Origin of the sequence: Actinopolyspora alba (assembly GCF_900112765.1) — a bacterium.
Lineage (GTDB): Bacteria > Actinomycetota > Actinomycetes > Mycobacteriales > Pseudonocardiaceae > Actinopolyspora > Actinopolyspora alba.
In genome coordinates, this window is record NZ_FOMZ01000013.1 from 103,958 (window position 1) to 120,519 (window position 16,562).

11 protein-coding genes are annotated in these 16,562 nt (G+C 68.0%); 8 read left to right on the forward strand and 3 right to left on the reverse strand.

Going from position 1 to position 16,562, the window contains the following annotated elements:
• Positions 1 to 14: 14 nt before the first annotated feature.
• The 6 genes from BM150_RS18850 (at position 15) to BM150_RS18875 (ending at position 6,390) form a co-directional block, all read left to right on the forward strand.
• Positions 15 to 575, forward strand: a complete 561-nt coding sequence (locus BM150_RS18850) for an NADH-quinone oxidoreductase subunit J (protein ID WP_092928646.1) — start codon at positions 15 to 17, stop codon at positions 573 to 575.
• Complete coding sequence (locus BM150_RS18855; protein WP_092928647.1) at positions 572 to 874, forward strand: NADH-quinone oxidoreductase subunit NuoK; 303 nt, start codon at positions 572 to 574, stop codon at positions 872 to 874. Before BM150_RS18850 ends, BM150_RS18855 begins: the two co-directional genes overlap by 4 nt.
• 4 nt (positions 875 to 878) lie before the next feature.
• Entirely contained in the window at positions 879 to 2,747 is a 1,869-nt protein-coding gene (locus BM150_RS18860; RefSeq protein ID WP_092928648.1) for an NADH-quinone oxidoreductase subunit 5 family protein, read from the forward strand.
• Between the two features lie 2 nt (positions 2,748 to 2,749).
• Positions 2,750 to 4,255 (forward strand): complex I subunit 4 family protein, encoded by a 1,506-nt coding sequence (locus BM150_RS18865; RefSeq protein WP_092928687.1) that lies wholly within the window; start codon positions 2,750 to 2,752, stop codon positions 4,253 to 4,255.
• On the forward strand, positions 4,252 to 5,667 hold the full coding sequence (locus BM150_RS18870; RefSeq protein WP_092928649.1) for an NADH-quinone oxidoreductase subunit N: 1,416 nt from the start codon (positions 4,252 to 4,254) through the stop codon (positions 5,665 to 5,667). Before BM150_RS18865 ends, BM150_RS18870 begins: the two co-directional genes overlap by 4 nt.
• A 432-nt stretch (positions 5,668 to 6,099) precedes the next feature.
• The gene (locus tag BM150_RS18875; protein WP_217641750.1) at positions 6,100 to 6,390 is read left to right on the forward strand and encodes a hypothetical protein; all 291 of its coding nucleotides are present in this window, start codon (positions 6,100 to 6,102) and stop codon (positions 6,388 to 6,390) included.
• A 173-nt stretch (positions 6,391 to 6,563) separates the two neighbouring features.
• Here BM150_RS18875 and BM150_RS18880 read toward each other — a convergent pair whose 3' ends face one another.
• Complete coding sequence (locus tag BM150_RS18880; RefSeq protein ID WP_092928650.1) at positions 6,564 to 7,229, reverse strand: hypothetical protein; 666 nt, start codon at positions 7,227 to 7,229, stop codon at positions 6,564 to 6,566.
• A 307-nt stretch (positions 7,230 to 7,536) separates the two neighbouring features.
• Between BM150_RS18880 and BM150_RS18885 the strand changes: the two genes are divergently transcribed.
• Positions 7,537 to 7,971 (forward strand): SRPBCC family protein, encoded by a 435-nt coding sequence (locus tag BM150_RS18885; RefSeq protein WP_092928651.1) that lies wholly within the window; start codon positions 7,537 to 7,539, stop codon positions 7,969 to 7,971.
• 71 nt (positions 7,972 to 8,042) lie between these two features.
• Here the strand turns inward: BM150_RS18885 and BM150_RS18890 are convergent, their stop codons facing one another.
• Complete coding sequence (locus BM150_RS18890) at positions 8,043 to 10,466, reverse strand: right-handed parallel beta-helix repeat-containing protein (RefSeq protein WP_092928652.1); 2,424 nt, start codon at positions 10,464 to 10,466, stop codon at positions 8,043 to 8,045.
• 110 nt (positions 10,467 to 10,576) lie between these two features.
• Positions 10,577 to 13,402 carry a helix-turn-helix transcriptional regulator gene (locus BM150_RS18895; RefSeq protein ID WP_175496906.1) on the reverse strand — a complete coding sequence of 942 codons (2,826 nt, stop codon included), beginning with the start codon at positions 13,400 to 13,402 and terminating at the stop codon, positions 10,577 to 10,579.
• Positions 13,403 to 13,665: 263 nt separating this feature from the next.
• Between BM150_RS18895 and BM150_RS18900 the strand changes: the two genes are divergently transcribed.
• Positions 13,666 to 16,500, forward strand: coding sequence for an AAA family ATPase (locus BM150_RS18900; protein WP_092928654.1), 2,835 nt, complete (start codon positions 13,666 to 13,668; stop codon positions 16,498 to 16,500).
• The last annotated feature ends 62 nt before the right edge of the window (positions 16,501 to 16,562 follow it).

Sequence of the window (16,562 nt, forward strand, 5' to 3'; positions counted from 1 at the left end):
AAGGGGGGAACACGATGCTGACGGCGGTGCTGTTCTGGTTGTTCGGAGTGTCAGCCGTCGTGTTCGGCTTCCTGGTGTTTCGCTTGGACTCGATGGCGCGCGTGACCTTCGCCCTGCTCGCTTCGTTCGTGTTCGTCGCCTGCGAGGTGCTGCTGCTCGGATTGAGTTACCTCGGTGTGGTCATCGTGCTCATGATGGTCATGGAGATGGTGATCATGGCCGTGTTCATGATCATGTACATGATGAACCCGGCTGGATTGATGCCGATGGCCATGTATCACAACAAGCCGGGTGCGATGTCCGTTTCGCTGGGTACGTTCGCCGTGCTGGCGACAGGGACTTTCCTCGTCGACTGGCCCGAGTCGCGAGGCAGCCGGCCGTCGGATACGACGAAGTCTCTGGGGGAGTCCCTGATGGGACCGCAGATGCTGACGATGATGGTGCTCGGGCTCGTGCTGTTCGCCACCATCGTGGCCACCGTTGTGCTGGCTACGAACCGGGGGCGCTACGACCGTTTCGGCGACGATCTGCGCGCGCGTCCCGACGATCCCGTGCCGGGTGGTGTGCGTCGATGAACCTGGAGCTTTTCCTGCTGCTCGGCTCGAGTCTGCTGGCCATCGGGTTGTATGGCGCGCTGTCGCAGCAGTCCGTGGTGATGTTGATGATGGGCTTGGAGCTCATGTTCAACGGGCTCGTCGTCGCGGCGGCCGCGTTCTGGTACTACGTCGCTCCGGTGGCCGAGGGGCAGGTGCTCATCGTCGTGCTCATGGTGGTGATGGCCGTGGAGATGGCGGTCGGATTCGCGGTGGTCACGGCGATCTTCCGGGCTCGGGACGTGGACATGACCGATATGGCCGCCGATCTCAGGGAGTAGTGGCATGAGCCCGTTGTTGTGGTCGCTGATCGCCGTGCCGCTCGGTTCCGGGGGACTCCTGGCTTGTTCCGGTAGTCGCGGAGACCGGCACGCCACGGCCGTGGGGACAGCCGTGATGGCGGTTACCCTGATCATCGGGGTTTCCGTGGTAGTCGCCAGGCCCGAAGCATCGTTTCCGTTTTTCGCCGGTATGGGGCTCTCGCTGGTGGTGGACGGTCTCTCGGCGATTCTCATCGTGACTGTAGTCGCGATTACCTCGGTGGTGTTGTTGTACGCCGTCTCCGAGCTCGGTGCCCGGGAATCGCGTGCTCGGTTCACCGGGCTGATGTTGCTGTTCGCCGGAGCGATGTTGACGACTGTCACCGCCTCCAACCTCCCCACCCTGCTGATGGGATGGGAGGTCATGGGGGCCGCGAGCTGGGCGTTGATCGGTTTCTGGTGGCGTGATTCGGAAAGGAGCGTCTCGGCGAACATCGCCTTCTTGACCACCCGCGCCGCTGACCTCGGGCTGTACCTGGCGGCGGGGGCCGCATTGGCCGGTGGAAGCGGTTCGCTGGCGTTGGGCACGTTGCCGGACATTTCACAGGGGTGGTTGGAACTGGTCACAGCCGGGATCGTGGTCGCGGCCCTGGGCAAGTCCGCGCAGCTACCGTTCCACTTCTGGCTCTCCCGCGCGATGTCGGGACCGAGCGCGGTTTCGGCGTTGCTGCACTCCGCGACCATGGTCGCGGCGGGCGGCTATCTGCTGTTGCGCTCGGAAGCGTTGCTGGCGGCCTCCGGATGGGGTGAGCCGGTCGTGGCGTGGACGGGCGTGTTCACCGCGTTCGTGCTCGGGCTGGTCGCCGTCGCGCAGCGCGACCTCAAGCAGTTGCTGGCCGCGTCCACCTCGGCGCAGCTCGGGTTCGTCGTACTCGCGGCGGGTGTCGGCAGTCTGACCGGCGGTACTGTCCAACTGGTCGCCCACGCGGCCACCAAGTCCGCGTTGTTCCTGGTGGCTGGCGCGTGGCTGATCGCACTGGGGACCAAGGAACTCCGCGAGTTGCGCGGTGCCGCTCGCCGATACCGTGGACTCGGAGTCGCGTTCACGCTCGCCGCCGCGAGCCTGGCTGGAATACCGCCGTTGTCGTTGTGGGTGGCCAAGGACGAAGTTCTAGCCGCAGCCCTAGCGCAAGCACCGGCCCTGTACGCGGTGGGAACCGTAGCCGCGTTGCTCAGCACCGTCTACACCGTCAAGGCCGCCCTACTGGTTTGGCGCCCTGTCCCCGAACGCGCCGAGGTCACCTTGGACCGTGAGCGACTCGGTACTCGGCGTGTGGCGCCGCTCGCCGAATCCGCCTCGTGGGTGCTGGCTAGTGGCGCCGCTCTGCTGGGAGTCCTCGGGATCCCCTCGCTGGCGCACTCCTTGGACGTGTTCCTCGGGCCGGAAGCCGATCCCTCCCCCGCACTGTGGCAGTTGGTGGTTTCGACTGTGGCCACCTTGCTCGTCGCGGGATTGGTCCGGTGGTGGGCTGAGTGGAGGATTCCTACGCCGCTCCTCGGATACCGGGGGTGGCAGGAGTGGTTGTGTGTCGAGGGGGCGGTGAGGATACTGCTGGTCCGGCCGGTGCTGGTGGCGGCACGTACCCTGGCCGCGTTCGACGACCGGGTGCTCGATCGGCTCGTGTCGGCCGTTCCCGTAGCGGCCCTGTGGCTCGCTCGGCTGGTCGGCCGGCGCGTTGAGTCGTGGTTGGACGGATCGATCGGTGCGTTGACCGGTGGAGTGGGCCTGCTGGGCTCCCTCGCTCGGCGCCCCCAAACCGGTCAGCTGCACCAGTACTACGTCCAAGCCGCTGTTGCGCTCGCACTGCTGGCTGTCCTCGTCGTCCTGGGGTGAACGTGCTCTCTCTGATCGTGTTCCTGCCGTTGGTGGCTGCTGCCGCACTCGCCTTTGTGCCCGCTCGTCTCGGTGACCGGGTGTTCACCTGGAGCTGGGGGGCCGCGGCCGCGGCGGATCTCGTCCTGGTGGTGGCGATGTGGATCGGGTTCGACGCCGACGGCGGGATCTCCTACGAACAACGATTGCGTTGGATGCCCAGCGTCGGCATCGACTACCACGTCGGCATCGATGGCCTTGCCCTGCCACTGGTGGCGGTCACGGCCGTTCTGTTCCTCGCGTGCGCGATCTATTCACAGCGGCGCCTCCGGAGTGCCAAACCGTTCGTACTGCTCTTCCTGTGCCTGCAAACGGTGAGTCTGGGACTGTTCACGGCGCTGGACCTGATCCTGTTTTTCGTCTACTTCGACCTGTCGATCGTGGGCATGTACTTCGTCATCGCGGCCTGGGGGCACGGAAACGCGAGAAAGTCGGCACTGAAGTTCTTCCTGTACACCTTCGTGGGCTCCTTGGTGCTGCTGCTGGGATTCATCGGGCTGTACTTGGCGGCCGAACCGCACACGTTCGACATCGTCGAACTCGCACGAGCGAATCCGCTGGCCGGTCGCGAGACCTATGGCGCTGTCGTGTTGCTGGCCATCGGGCTCGGATTCGCGATCAAGACTCCGACCGTGCCGTTTCACACCTGGTTGCCACCCGCTCACACCGATGCCCCGGCCACGGGCTCGGTGATCCTCGCCGGTGTCCTGCTGAAGATGGGGACCTACGGCTTCGTCCGCATCGCTATGCCGTTGCTGCCGCAGTCCTGGCGTGAGTACGCCTGGATCGTAGTGATCGTCGGGGTGGTATCCGTCCTCTACGGAGCGTTGGTGGCCCTCGCCCAGGAGGACTTCAAACGCATGATCGCCTACACCTCCGTCAATCACATGGGCTATGTCGTGCTTGCGGTCGGCGCGGCGGGGCTGATCGCCGAGGGTGATGAACAGGCTCGCTCGCTTGCGGTGACCGGGGCGGTCACGCAGATGGTCAGTCATGGTCTGTTGACCGGAGCGCTGTTCTTGATCGCCGGCGTGCTGTTCGATCGTCGCGCCAGCTACGACATGGGGTCCTACTCCGGGCTGGCCGGACGCGCCCCGGTACTCGCTGGCGCGACCGCTCTGGCCGCCTTCGGTTCGTTGGGACTGCCCGGGCTGTCCGGATTCGTCGCGGAGTTTCAGATCTTCACCGGAAGTCTCGCTTCGGCCTCGGTGCCCACCGCACTGGCGTTGCTCGGAATTCTGATCACAGCCGGACTGCTGTTGCGGGCCTTCCACCGCATGTTCCTGGGTGCCGAACGACTGCCGGACACACCTGGAAGTACCCGGCGCTTCGAGGACCTGCGATCGCGGGAGCTCTTCTCCGTGCTGCCGTTGCTCGTGCTCGCCGTCGTGATCGGTTTGCTGCCACGATTCCTGCTCGACGTCGTCGAACCCTCCGTGACCAGTGTGATCGGAGTGATCGGTCGATGAACGCGAAGCTCACAGCGCTCGTCCCGGAACTCGCACTCGCCGCGGGCGCCGTTCTCGGGCTGCTCGCGGGAAGCTGGTTGCCTCGAGCCAAGCAGTGGTCGGTAGGAGTGCTCACTGCGTTGGCCTGCGTCGTGGGACTCGTCGCGACCGCGTCCTCGTGGGGAGGCGTACCGGAAACGGTCTTCGGGGGAAGCTACGCGCTGGATGTCACCACACACACGAGCCGCCTTCTCGTGTTGTCGGGCACCGTGCTGGTCATCTGGTTGGCCGGGGAGTCGCTGGGAAACCACCCCCGGAAAGCTGAGTTCTACGTTCTGTCGCTGCTCGCCGCGCTGGGAACGATCGTACTGGCAGGTGCGACCGATCTGTTGTTGCTCGCCGCCGGTTATCTGCTCGCCTCGATCCCGCTGTACGCGTTGGCCGGGTTCAGCAAGGACGCGCCGGGGACGGAGGCGAGCCTGAAGTACTATCTCTTGGGCGCGTTGCTGGGGGTCACCATGCTCACCGGCGTGACCCTGCTGTACGGCGTGGGCAGGACCACCCGCTACGTGGTGCTGGTTCGGACGTTGTCCGAGGCTCCACACTCGATCGTCGCTGCCGGTACGGTGCTGCTGCTGGCCGGTCTGCTGTTCAAGATAGGCGCCGTACCCACGCATTTCTGGGTCCCGGACGTCACCGAAGGTGCTGCTGCGCCGGTGGCCGCGTTCGTGACGACCGTGCCCAAGGTCGGCGGCCTGGTAGCTGTCTACCGACTGGTGTCGGAAGTGGTTCCTCCCACTGTGAACTGGCCCTCGCTCATCGCGGTTCTGGCGAGCGCGTCCATGACGCTCGGCAATCTGGCGGCGTTCTTCCAGGAATCCGTCCGGCGGTTGCTCGCGTATTCGACTATCAGTCAGGTCGGCTACATCATGTTGGCCGTCACGGTCGCGACCCGCAGCGAGTTGGCGCTGCCTGCGTTGCTGTTCTACACGGGCGGTTACGTGGTGACCAACATCGCCGCGTTCGCCGTGATCTCCGAATTCCCAGGGGCGACGCGCATCGCCGACTACCGGGGTATGGCCAGGAGTCATCCCGCATTGGCAGGAGTGCTGGTGCTGAGCCTGCTGGGGTTGGTGGGTACTCCTCCGACGGCCGTTTTCCTGGGCAAGCTCGAGGTGTTCAGTGCTGCCGTCGACGGGGGATACACTTGGTTGGCGGTTCTCGCGGTAGTCAACACCGTAATCAGTCTCTTCTATTATCTGCGGTGGATGGTTCCCGCCCTCCTCGCGGTACCGGGAGGTGAGCACGTTCCTCTGGTCCGCGCCGGACGTTGGACGGCTGCATGCGCCTACACGGCCGCGTGCGGATCGCTCGGGCTGGGACTCGGGGGAGGGCTCGTTCTGCCCGGGCTGACCGGAACGGTGCTCCCGTGACCCGTACTGGTCAACCCTGCTGAACTGCGGGGATCGCTGGTCGTGTACCAACGGGGACACAGTTTCCTCGTCGTGATCGAGCAGCCACTGCTCGACGCAGCCGCCACTGTCGTCATCGTCCTGTGGTGATGTCCCGGCTCGGGAGGTTGTTGCCCCTGGGGTGTGGCCGGAGGGGAGGGGCTTGCGGTGCCAGGATGAGAACCGCCAAGTCGCTCGTCCGGCGAACCGGAAGGACCCGTCCGGTGTCACACCGTAACGTTCCGCTGTCTGTCGAGGGCCTTAAAAAGTCGGCCAGACCTCATACAGTTACTCGTGATCCGGCTGGAGGGCATCCTTGCCCACAGGGGTGCGACCCCGTCCCGCTCGGCGCATGATGGAAGTGCCGTGGAGCGCTGACGGGGTTTGTTCCGACCTGGTCTTGAGGGGGCGGTGATGGGTTACGGGGGCATGATGGGGTGGATCTGGGTCTGGCCGGTTCTGCTCGTGATCGCGTTGCTGGTGTTCGCCTATCTCGCGATGCTGTTCATCGGACGTGGGCCGGTGAGGTGGAGTGGCGAGGACTCGTCCGAGCGCCCCTCGGCCCGCAGGATTCTCGATGAGGTTCGTGCGCGGGGACATAGACGAGGAGTATCGTCGCCGCCGCGACGAGCTCGGGTGATGCTTCTTACAGGGGATGCCGTATCGGCAGTGACCGGCTGCGGCCCGGAACGTCGCCCGGCATGAGACTGGGGGCCGGGATGCCTGAAAACATCCTGGGCCCGGCCCGCCGTACGTGGTTCTCCGCGACTGGTGATTGGTCACCGAGGCTGTGCCCCACGGCGAGTCGGGCAGCCAAACTGGCCACCCTTTCGCCGTTGTGTCCGGTTCCCGGTTCGCGGGAACCGCTCCTCGGGGCGTCAACCGTGCTGGTGGGAGTGGTCGTCTTCGTGTGCCGTGGAAGGTGCGGGGGAGGTGGAGGCCGACCCTGTGTCGGGAGCGGGTGGTGCGGGCTCGTGATGCTCGCTCGTCTCGTGATGGGATGTTTCGTTCTTGGGATCCTGGTGGTGCCCGGTTTCCGAACCGTGGTGCCCGCCGGAACCGTGATGGCCACCGCCCATCGCCGTCAGCACCGCCACCGAGGTAGCCGCGAGTACGACGAGGCCTCCGGCGCCCACACCGCCGATGTAGCGACCACGAGTTCCCGGAGTGCCGCGCTTAACCGTCAACGCGCCGAGAGCGCCCACGACGGCGATCACCTCGAGCAGCACTGTCAGAGTGCCGGACAAACCTACCGGCTCCGCCACGCCCGCCGCGGGACCTATCGGTTGGCCGAGCGTACGCGTCACAACCCACGCGCCGATGAGAACGGCCTGCATTGCCACGCCTATTCCGAGTAGAGCGCGGTTGTCACGAAGCAGAGCGGTGATTCCCCACCCGAGCTGCGCGATCGCGGCGAGGACGAACTGCAGACCGTAACCCCACCACGAGCTCCAGTGATCGACGGCGACAGTGGCGTGTACCGCGGCCGCTCCGATACTGGCCAGTGCGGCTATTACCTGGGCAGCCGCTACTCGAGTGCGCATGTTTCTCCTGGTTACTCCGAACGGGTGAAGACGTGATTTTGTCGAGTGAAACGAACGGAGTCAACAGCCGGTCGGCCACAGTTATCGAATCCGGTTTTCTCGCAGATGTGTAGGCTCCCGAGCCCGCGAGAGCCGCACGGTCCGGCTGCTATGTTCTTTGTCCTCCCGCGAATCCCCGATCCGGACATGGCCGACAAGCCCCCAGGGGGTGTCTTCCTCCGCTCGCAGGAGGACGCACGGGTAAGAGCCCGAGTGAAATGACAAGCCCGCCATTCCCGGATCGTCGCTCGGGAATTAGGGTTACCGAATGGTAGGACGCCAGGTGTCGGCGACCAGGACGGTCGCGACCACACCGGACAGGATCTTCGAGCTGCTCACCGATCCGACCCAGCACTCGTTGCTCGACGGTTCGGGCACGCTGCTACAGGCGCGGCAGGGTGGCCCAGAGCGGCTCGAACTCGGCTCGAAGTTCGGCATGGACATGAAGATGGGCGCCTCGTACAAGATCCTGAACACGGTGGTGGAGTTCGAGCAGGACCGCCTGATCGCGTGGCGGCACTTCAACGGCCACCGCTGGCGTTGGCGGCTCCGCCCGGTGGAGGGACGAACCGAGGTGACCGAAACCTTCGACTGGTCGACCGCGCGGATTCCGCTGCTGATCTCGCTGAGCCCGTTCCCACGGCGGAACAGAGCGGCCATCGAGAAGTCGTTGCACCGCCTCGGTGAGCTGTTCCCGGGCTGAGTCGATCCCGGGCCGAGGCGGTGTGGCCTTCGAGCTCTCGCGACCTCGGTGGCCCGGCCGGTTTGCCCGACTCACCCCGGCACACCTGCCCGGAGGGCCTCGACGTCCTCGGCCAGCAGCCGGGTCAGATCGGCGGTGGAGGTGTCCGGCGAGACCGACAGTCGCGAGGCCTGGTGGTCGACCATTCGCTCGAAGGTCTTGCGCGCCGTCCGGCCGTTGCCGAAGGTACCGTCCTTGGGCATCGCCTCGAAGTAGTACTCCAGTGCTTCGGCGGCGCTCTCGTCGAGCTGGTAGTCGTGCTCGGCGCACTGCTGGCGCACGATCGTGACCAGTTCCTCGGCGGTGTAGTTGGTGAACTCGATGGTCCGGCTGAAGCGGGACTCCAGCCCGGGGTTGGTGGACATGAACTCGCGCATCTCCGCGGAGTAGCCCGCCGCGATCACCACCACCTCGTCCCGATGGTCCTCCATCAGCTTGACCAGGGTGTCCACGGCCTCCTTGCCGAAGTCCGGGCCGGAGCCACCGGAGGAGGAGCTCAGGGTGTACGCCTCGTCGACGAAGAGCACTCCGCCCAGCGCCTTGTTGAACTCCTCGGTCGCCTTGATCGCGGTGCCACCGACGATGTCGGCGACCAGATCGGCGCGTGAGACCTCGACCAGGTGCCCGGAGGCGAGCACCCCCAGCTCGGCCAGCACCGCGCCGTAGAGTCGGGCCACTGTGGTCTTGCCGGTACCCGGCGCTCCCGCGAAGACCAGGTGCCTGCTCATCGGGGGCGCCGACAGCCCGGCCTCCTGGCGCCGCTTGGCCATCTTGTTCAGGTTCACCAGCGTGGTGACGTCGTGCTTGACTCCCTCCAGCCCCACCAGCGAGGTCAACTCCCGCATCGGCCTGCTCTGCTCGGTGCCCGCCTCGGCAGTGCCGGTCTCGGGTCCGCCGACCTCGGCGGGGTTCCCGCCGGAGGGGGAGTCGGAGTTCCCGAGGCCGTACGCGTCCGGGAAACCGTTTCCGGAGCTGGTGAAGCCCTCCACCGTCAACGTCTCAGAGGGAACCGTGCGCCGCAGGCCCGCACCCCGGTTGTCGGTGGCCGTGCAGTCGCGCAGCACCACGGTCTCCGTCGAGCGCACGTTGATACCGTCGGCCTCGTTCTCGGCGAGCTCCGATTCGGACACCTCGGCACGGGCGGAGGGCTCCACCCGCACTCCGCACGCCCGACCGGAACGGACCCGGCAGCGGTTCAGCACGATCCCGCCCCGTTCCCCGGTGTGCACCCCGTCGCCACCGGCACGATGGACGTCGCAGTCGGTGAACGTGGCGTCCGCGGCACGCAGCACCGCGATCCCGGAACCGTTCGTGTCCAGCACGCTGCACCCGTTGACCGTCGCCGCACCGTCGTCCGCGACGAGCACGCCCACGTCACCGGCCCGTTCGACCTCGACGTTGTCCAGCCGGGCCTTCGCCCCCTCGGCGATCTCCACGGCCGCTCCCGTGGAGCCGGTGATCCGCAGCCGTCGCGCCGAGGGCGTGGCGCCGCTCGTGGCGCTCAGTCCCGTCCCCTGGCACTCGGTCACGGTGAGCCGCTCGAACTCGGTGCTGGACTCCGCCTCGACGAGGACTCCGGTCCCGCGCACCCCCGTGATCGTGCAGTCGCGGAGGATTCCGGCCGAGCCACCGGTGATCCGGACGCCGTGGTGGTTGGTGTGCTCGACGGTGCACCGCTCCAGCGCGGTGTGGCCGGTGGAGGCGATCAGCAGTCCGTCCGCCTCGGATCGCTCGACGGAACAATCGGTGAGCTCCACGGTCGAGCTGGTGGCCAGATAGCAGCCGAGACCACGACTGTCGCGCGCCGCCAGTCCGCTCAGCGTGGCCGATGCCCGCTCCTCCACGGCCAGTGAGGGCTTGCGCGCGCCGATGATCGTGATGTTCTCGCCGTCGATGTGCCCGCTGCCGTTCAGGCACAGTCCGTTGCCCGCCGCCTGCTCGACCGTGCACGAGCGCAGCGTGAGCACCCCCTGTTCGGCGGCCACGATCCCCGACGTCCCCGGTTCGGGGAAGGTGCACCGCTCGACCGAACTTCCGACGGCCGAGGTGACCACCACACCGGCGCCCTCGGAGTTGCGCACCGAGCAGTCGCGCATCGTCAGGCCGCCCCGACCGTGGCCGTGGACCGCCGTCCAGGCGGTCGCCTCCAACCGGCACTCGGTGATGGTCAACCGGTCCGACCCGGCCACGGCCACGGGGGTTTCCGGATCGGTGCAACGCAGGGTCAGTCCGCTGAGCTTCGTCGCGACGTCGCCCGAGATCACCGGTCCCCGCGCGGAGCTGATCTCGACGGTGTCCGGCCCGTCCTCGGCGACGATCGTGACCGGTCTGCGCGGCGTCAGGCTCTCCTCGTACTTCCCGGGTGCGACGTGCACCGCCGCTCCCCCGGGAGCCGAGTCCAACGCTTCGGCGATCGACGAGTGGCAGCCGGGGGCGCCCGGCGAGACGATGATCATCAGCTCTCCTGCTGGCTGAGCCCCGGTGTTCGCACCGGTTTTTGGTGGAGGGTGTCCTTCTCGTGCCGCGACGGCCCGTGTCCCGGGCGGCTCCTTCCGTGGCACCGCGATCAGGCCGGCATGAGTCGGCCCTCCAGCCGTGCGGTGGCCAGCTCCACACGGGAGCGGCAGCCGGTTCGGGTGAACAGTTTGGTCAGGTGGCTTTCCACGGTCTTCTCACTGGCCTGCACCGCCATCGCGATCTGGCGGTTGGTGTAGCCGTCACTGACCAGATCGATGATCCGGTTCTCGGTGCTCGACAGCGGTTCCCGCGGGCCGCGTGAGCGCGTCAACGCGATACCGCGGCTGCGCATCAGCTCGCTGAATACTCCCCGTCCGTACGGGGAACCGAACTGTTTGACCAGTTCGTAGCCCTCGTGCAACCACGACCGCGGCTCGTCGAGCAGCCTGCCCATCGCGGCGCAGCCACGGGTGACCCGATGGTTGTCCCCGCGCCGTTTGGCCGACTCGATTCCGTCGCGCAGGCGCGTCGGGTCCGCCTCCACCATCCCCCGCGCGAGCAGCGCGGCCTCCCTGGCCGAGGCGGTGCGATCGCGGGTCTCGAAGGCTTCCAGCTGTTCGAGCATCCGCTCGGCGCCCTCCTGGTCACCGAGTCGAACACTGTAGTCGATCAACCGCTCCAGCAGCCGTTCCAGGCCTGCCGTACTGCCACGGTCGCGGTGGTGCAGGTATTCCCGCCATCCCTCCGCGACCGCCTCGGCGGTGTGACCGCGGCGGTGTCGCAGACCACAGCGCACCCAGGCGAGAAGGTGGCCGCAGGCGAACCGGCGCGGTACCCGGGCCAACCAGTTCTCGGCCCGTCGGAAGTGGCCTCGCGCCGCACAGATCTCCGCCGCCACCACCCTCGTCAGGTGCAGTGCCAGCGAGCCTCGGGGGTGCGATCGGTCGGCCTCCAGCGAACGGGCCACCGACAGCGCCTCGTCCCACTCACCGGCGTGATAGGCACGCAGCGCCCGCTGGTAGGCGTGGGCGGCACCGCCACCGCGACTTCCGGGGCGGTGCCCGAGGATCAGTTCCAGCGCCGTGGCGTGGTCGAGCATGCTTCCCGCGTCACGCAGCCGCTCGATGTCGGGGGCATCTCGCTCCGCCGGGTGACCCTGTTGCCACCGCGAGAGGGCTCGCAGGAACCGCTCGTGCTCGCCCTCCATCGCTTGGAGCAGCAGCAGTACTTCGTCGAAAGCGATCACCGGCCGTGCCTCCCCCCGCTTCGCGGGGAAGATCTCCACCAGAGTGTCGAGTGTGATCACCGCCTCGCGCGTTCGCCCGCGAAACAGCGCGGAGAAGAGCCGGCGCACCTGTTCGGTGCTCTCGTCACGCGTGGTCACCAGGTCGAACAACCGTGTCGAATCGTGGATCCCGACCGTGTATCCCTCGTGCAGCTGCACCAGGAACCAGCAGACCGCGAGCTCGGCCAACATCCGCTCGTCGTCGTGCGCGTACGGACTGGTTCCCGCCGGATCGCCCTCGCGCTGCAGTGCTTCCAGCAGCGCGGGCAGCACGATCCCGAGATCGTCGGCCAGCTCCCTGAAATACCCCCGGGACAGCTGCAGCCGGGTCATCGCTTCCAACGAACTCGGCAATCGCCGGTCCGATGCCCGCATCCGGTGCACCGCCGCGCGGTATCGCTCGGCGGCCCGTTCCGGATCGGTTTCCACGGTTCTGTCCGCCTCGTGGAGCAGGATCTCCAGACCGCGCTCGCCGCCGAAATCCGGACCCGCCTCGACGAGATGGTGCGCCAGCGCCGAGTCATCCACCGCGCCCCCGCGTTCGCGGCGGTCGAGCATGTGCCGAACCAGCGCACTGTGCACTTCCCGGGCCGACCACGCCCCTTCGCGGCCCAGCGCCGTTCCCAGCGCGGGTACCGACAGTCGCAGTCGACCGTTGTCCTCGCGCAGCACTTCGTCGTGCACCAGCCGGTCCAGCACGCGTCCGCAGGCGTGCAGCTCGACGTCGGCTACTTCGGCCAGCACCGGCAGGTCGTTCACGTCGAGCTCGCCGAGCACCGCGACGCACCACACGATCCGACCGCCCTCGGGACCGCACTCGTGCACCGGGCGCAGCAGCTCGTGGTCGCCGGGCAGCGCGATCGGCTCCCAAGGCGAACGCAGGCACAGGTGTTCGTCGATCACCGTGAGACGGTCCTCGCGGCGGAGCGCTCGCACGAGCGAGCGCATCGTCGCCGGGTTGCCGAACAGCGGTCCCAAGGTCGTGCGCAACGCCTCCGTCGTGGTCGGGTCCACGGCGGCCTGCCCACCGGTCCACCGTGGCAGCAGCGCCGTGATGTCGTCGTCCGACAAGGGCGGGAGATCCAGCACTGAGTCGGACAGGTCCACCAGTTGTTCGTGGGCTCCACGGGAGGCGTTGCCGAGCGTGGCCAGCACCACGCCGCCCGCGGCCCGAACGCCCTGGGCCAGCGAGGAGAGTGCGGAGACCGACTCCCGATCCACGTGGTCGACGTCCTCGAGCACCAGCACGGTGCGTTTCCCTCGTGCCAGCCGCGTCAGCGCGCGGGTCAGTTCGTGCACCAGGGGCAGCGGGGTGAAATGCGTCGGGTCCTCTCTTGCGGGACGCAGCCGTGCCGCCGCCGCGACCGCCTCCAGCAGTTCGGGTTCGCGTTGGTCGCCCACTCTTCCGCGCACGGCCTCCAGCAGCGCGTCGAACATTCGTGGCGCCGGTACGGCGGCCGAGACGGAGAGCACCCGCACGTCGTGTCGAAGCCAGTTCCGCGAGGCGGCATCGAGCAGTGCGCTCTTTCCCGAGCCACTCGGTCCACGTACGACGAGCAACGCTCCGGTTCCGTCGGAGGTGTGAACGGTGCTGTCGAGCCGGGCCCACTGCTCGTCTCGGCCGAGGATGGGGGTGTGCTCGCGAACCATTCGTCTTTCTTCCTGGTGTAGGTGGGGCCGATGTGCGGTCACGTTCGTCGGAGGGGCACGCCCGCACCTCGTTGTTATCGAGGATGTGAATGTCACACCAGTGTTGCTAATCATGATGCCCTAGATGGAGGGAGATCCCTCGCGTGGAGCACAATGGATCACCATGAGATCGAGGCACGTCCTCCTGTCCGAAGTTCCGCCCCACATCGCGCGAGCGAACTCGGAGGGCGTGACCGCCGAGAACCGTCGTCGCGCGGAAATCGGTGATCGACGTGGTTGACTCCTCGCGATGGGAGCCGCGTCCGGCGCCCTCCCCGGAACAGGGCGAGCGGTCGGTGACGTCGATGTTCGGCAGGCGGGCGCTGGTCGAACGACTGTGCTCCGGCGCACTGTCCGGCTTCCCACCGCTGACGCTGCTCACCGGGGAGGCGGGCAGCGGGCGTTCGGCAGTGCTCAACGCCGTCGCGGGCGAACTCGCCGCGGCAGGGGCCCGGGTGGTGTCCATACGCGTCGGGGAGCACGAACGGTCCACCCCGTACGGGGTGCTCTACCGTCTGCTCACCGCTGTGGAGGAGTTCGGAGGCCGGGAGGCCCCTTCCACACGGGACTCGGTGCTCGGTCTTGTCGCCAGGCTCAGCGCCGACACCGGTCGGGCCGGAGACGTCTCCGACCGGCTCGCGAACACCGTGCTCTCCTCGGTGCGCCGGTACGCGCCGCTGACCGTGCTGATCGACGACGCGCAGTGGACGGACACCGCCACCGCTTCGCTGCTCGGCCGACTCACCCGCCTGCTCGCCGGGCAGGGGTGTTCGATCGTGGCGACGTGGCGAATCGGGCACTCCACCGGTCAGGACGGGCGGCGTCGTGCCGCCGAGCCGGCTCGGCTGGAGGCCGACGGGTTCGCCCGGTTCGTTCCGCTGCGCCCGCTTACCCGGGCGCAGAGCGCGGCCTTTCTCGCCGATTCGGTCCGGGCGGTACCCGACGCCGAGCTCGTCGACCGGCTGCACACCGCGAGCCGGGGCAACCCCGCGGCGCTGCGTTCGATGATCGAGGTGCACCGGCAGGCAGGGGTGCTGCGGGTCGTTGACCAGCACGCCTACACGCGGCCCGCCGTGGAGTGGCCGTCGCTGTCCGAATCGCACCCCTTGCTCGCCCCGATCCACGAAACCGGTTCGGTGCGCTGGTCGGTGGCGCGGGCGATGGCGGTGCTGGCCCCGCTGGACGAGAACGCGGTCGGGCTGGCAGCCGAGGCACTCGACCTCGATCCGGAAACAGTGCGTGCCGCGCTGGACTCGCTCGTGACCGACCGGGTGCTGGTCGGAGCTCGCGGAGCCAGGCAGCGGTGGCGGTTCCGGATCCCGGCGGTGCGGGACGCGCTCGAATCCTCACTGGGACCCTACGAGCGCCGCAGGCTCTGCGCGCTGGCCGCGACCGCCGTCTGGGACGGCGCCGCCGAACCGGTCGACGAGAATTACCTGCCGGACCGGCTGGCCGACGCGGGCAAACTGGTCGATTCGCGGCGTTCCGCCGAGCTGTTGCTGACGCGCAGCGTGGAGGTGATGTTCACCGACGGGCTGCACGCCGTCCGCTGGCTGCGTGCGGTGCTCGATCGGGCGAGCGATCCGGAACAGCGCGCCGTGGCGGTGCTCACGTACAGCGCCGCCTGCGCGATCCACGGTCGGATGACCGAGGCCGTTGACGGTGCTCGGGCCACGTTGCTCGAGCACGCCGACCGGTTGCCGGTCGAGATGCTGCAGGAAGTCGCGATCGTGTACGTGACCGGTCTCGCCGCCTGCGAGCGCTGGTCGGAGTTGTACCGGCTGGGAGAGGGCGAACCGCCACCGGTGCCCGGCGGCCCGGCCAACGAACTGGTCACCCGTGCCTTCGCCCTGATCGTGCAGGGACGTTGGGCCGAGGGGGACCGGCTGCTGGCCGAGAACCAGCGGTTGTGGTCGGCGGCGAATCCGATCACCGCCGACTTCGGCCACATGTTCCGGGGTGGTGCCGGAGTGCTGCTGGGTGATCCGAGCACACTGCGCCGCTCCCTGGCGGATCCTGGGATCTGGTCCGCTTCGGAGTACCCGCAGCACCGCTTCGAGCAGGCGCGCTACGAGGTGGACATGCTGCTCCAGCTCGGCGAGCTGGGTGAGGCTATGCGGGTGCTCGACGACCGGGAGCTCGTACTCGAACAACTGCAGACCCCGGACCAGTCGCTGGTTCTGCTGCTGCGGGGCGAGCACTCGGAGGGGCTGGACGTCGCACGCCGCAGCATCGCGGACGGTGTCTACTCGGCACGTCCGTTGGCGCCGGTGAGAATGGCCCACGGTGCTGCCGGTGTGCTCACCGGCCGTGGTTGGCTGAGCCGGGCCCGGCAGCTGATCGGGATGGTTCGCGGCAGGCACCTCGGCCACGTGCTCGACCACGCCGAGTCGTGGGCGCTTTACGCGCTCGGGGAGGAGTCCGAGGCCGACGAGCTGCTGCGTTCCGGCCTGCGCTCGGCCGACGAGCAAGGCTTCGTGCTGGGGACCGACTGGATGTGGGCGGATCTCGCCGTCCGCGAGCACCGGCGTGGTGCTACCGGCGCTGCCGAGGAGTGCGTGCGTCGGGGCGGTTCGGTGGCCGAGGCACTGGGCACCGGTCGGTCCGAGATCGCCTGGCTGCTCTCCCGCGCCCTGGTGCACGGCGATCGGGATTCGGGCCGGGCCGCGGTGCGGCTGGCCCGCGAGCGTGCGATGCCGGAGGAGATGGCCTGGACGTTCCTCCGGGCAGCCCGGTCCGGTGTGGACACTTCGCGGCTGCTGCCGGAGGCCTACGAGCTCTTCGGCGAACTCGACGCGTTGCTGTGGCGGGCCAGGACGCGGGGGATCATGCGGGAGCACGACGTCTCGGTGCCGGGGCGCGGCGCGGCCACGACCGAGAACGAGCGACTGCTCGCGGTGCTGGTCACCGAGGGGTTGGGAAACCGGCAGCTGGCGACGGTGCTCGGCACCAGTGAGAAGAGCGTGGAGGGCAGGCTCACCCGGATGTTCGCCCGTACCGGTTACCGCTCGCGGGTGGAGCTGGCCGCCGCCATGCTCACCGGCGAGTACACGCCCTGAGAAGCCGGGTGCTCGCCGGTCGCGTTCCCCGCACCGATTCGCCGGTGGGTGGAGGGGCGCAC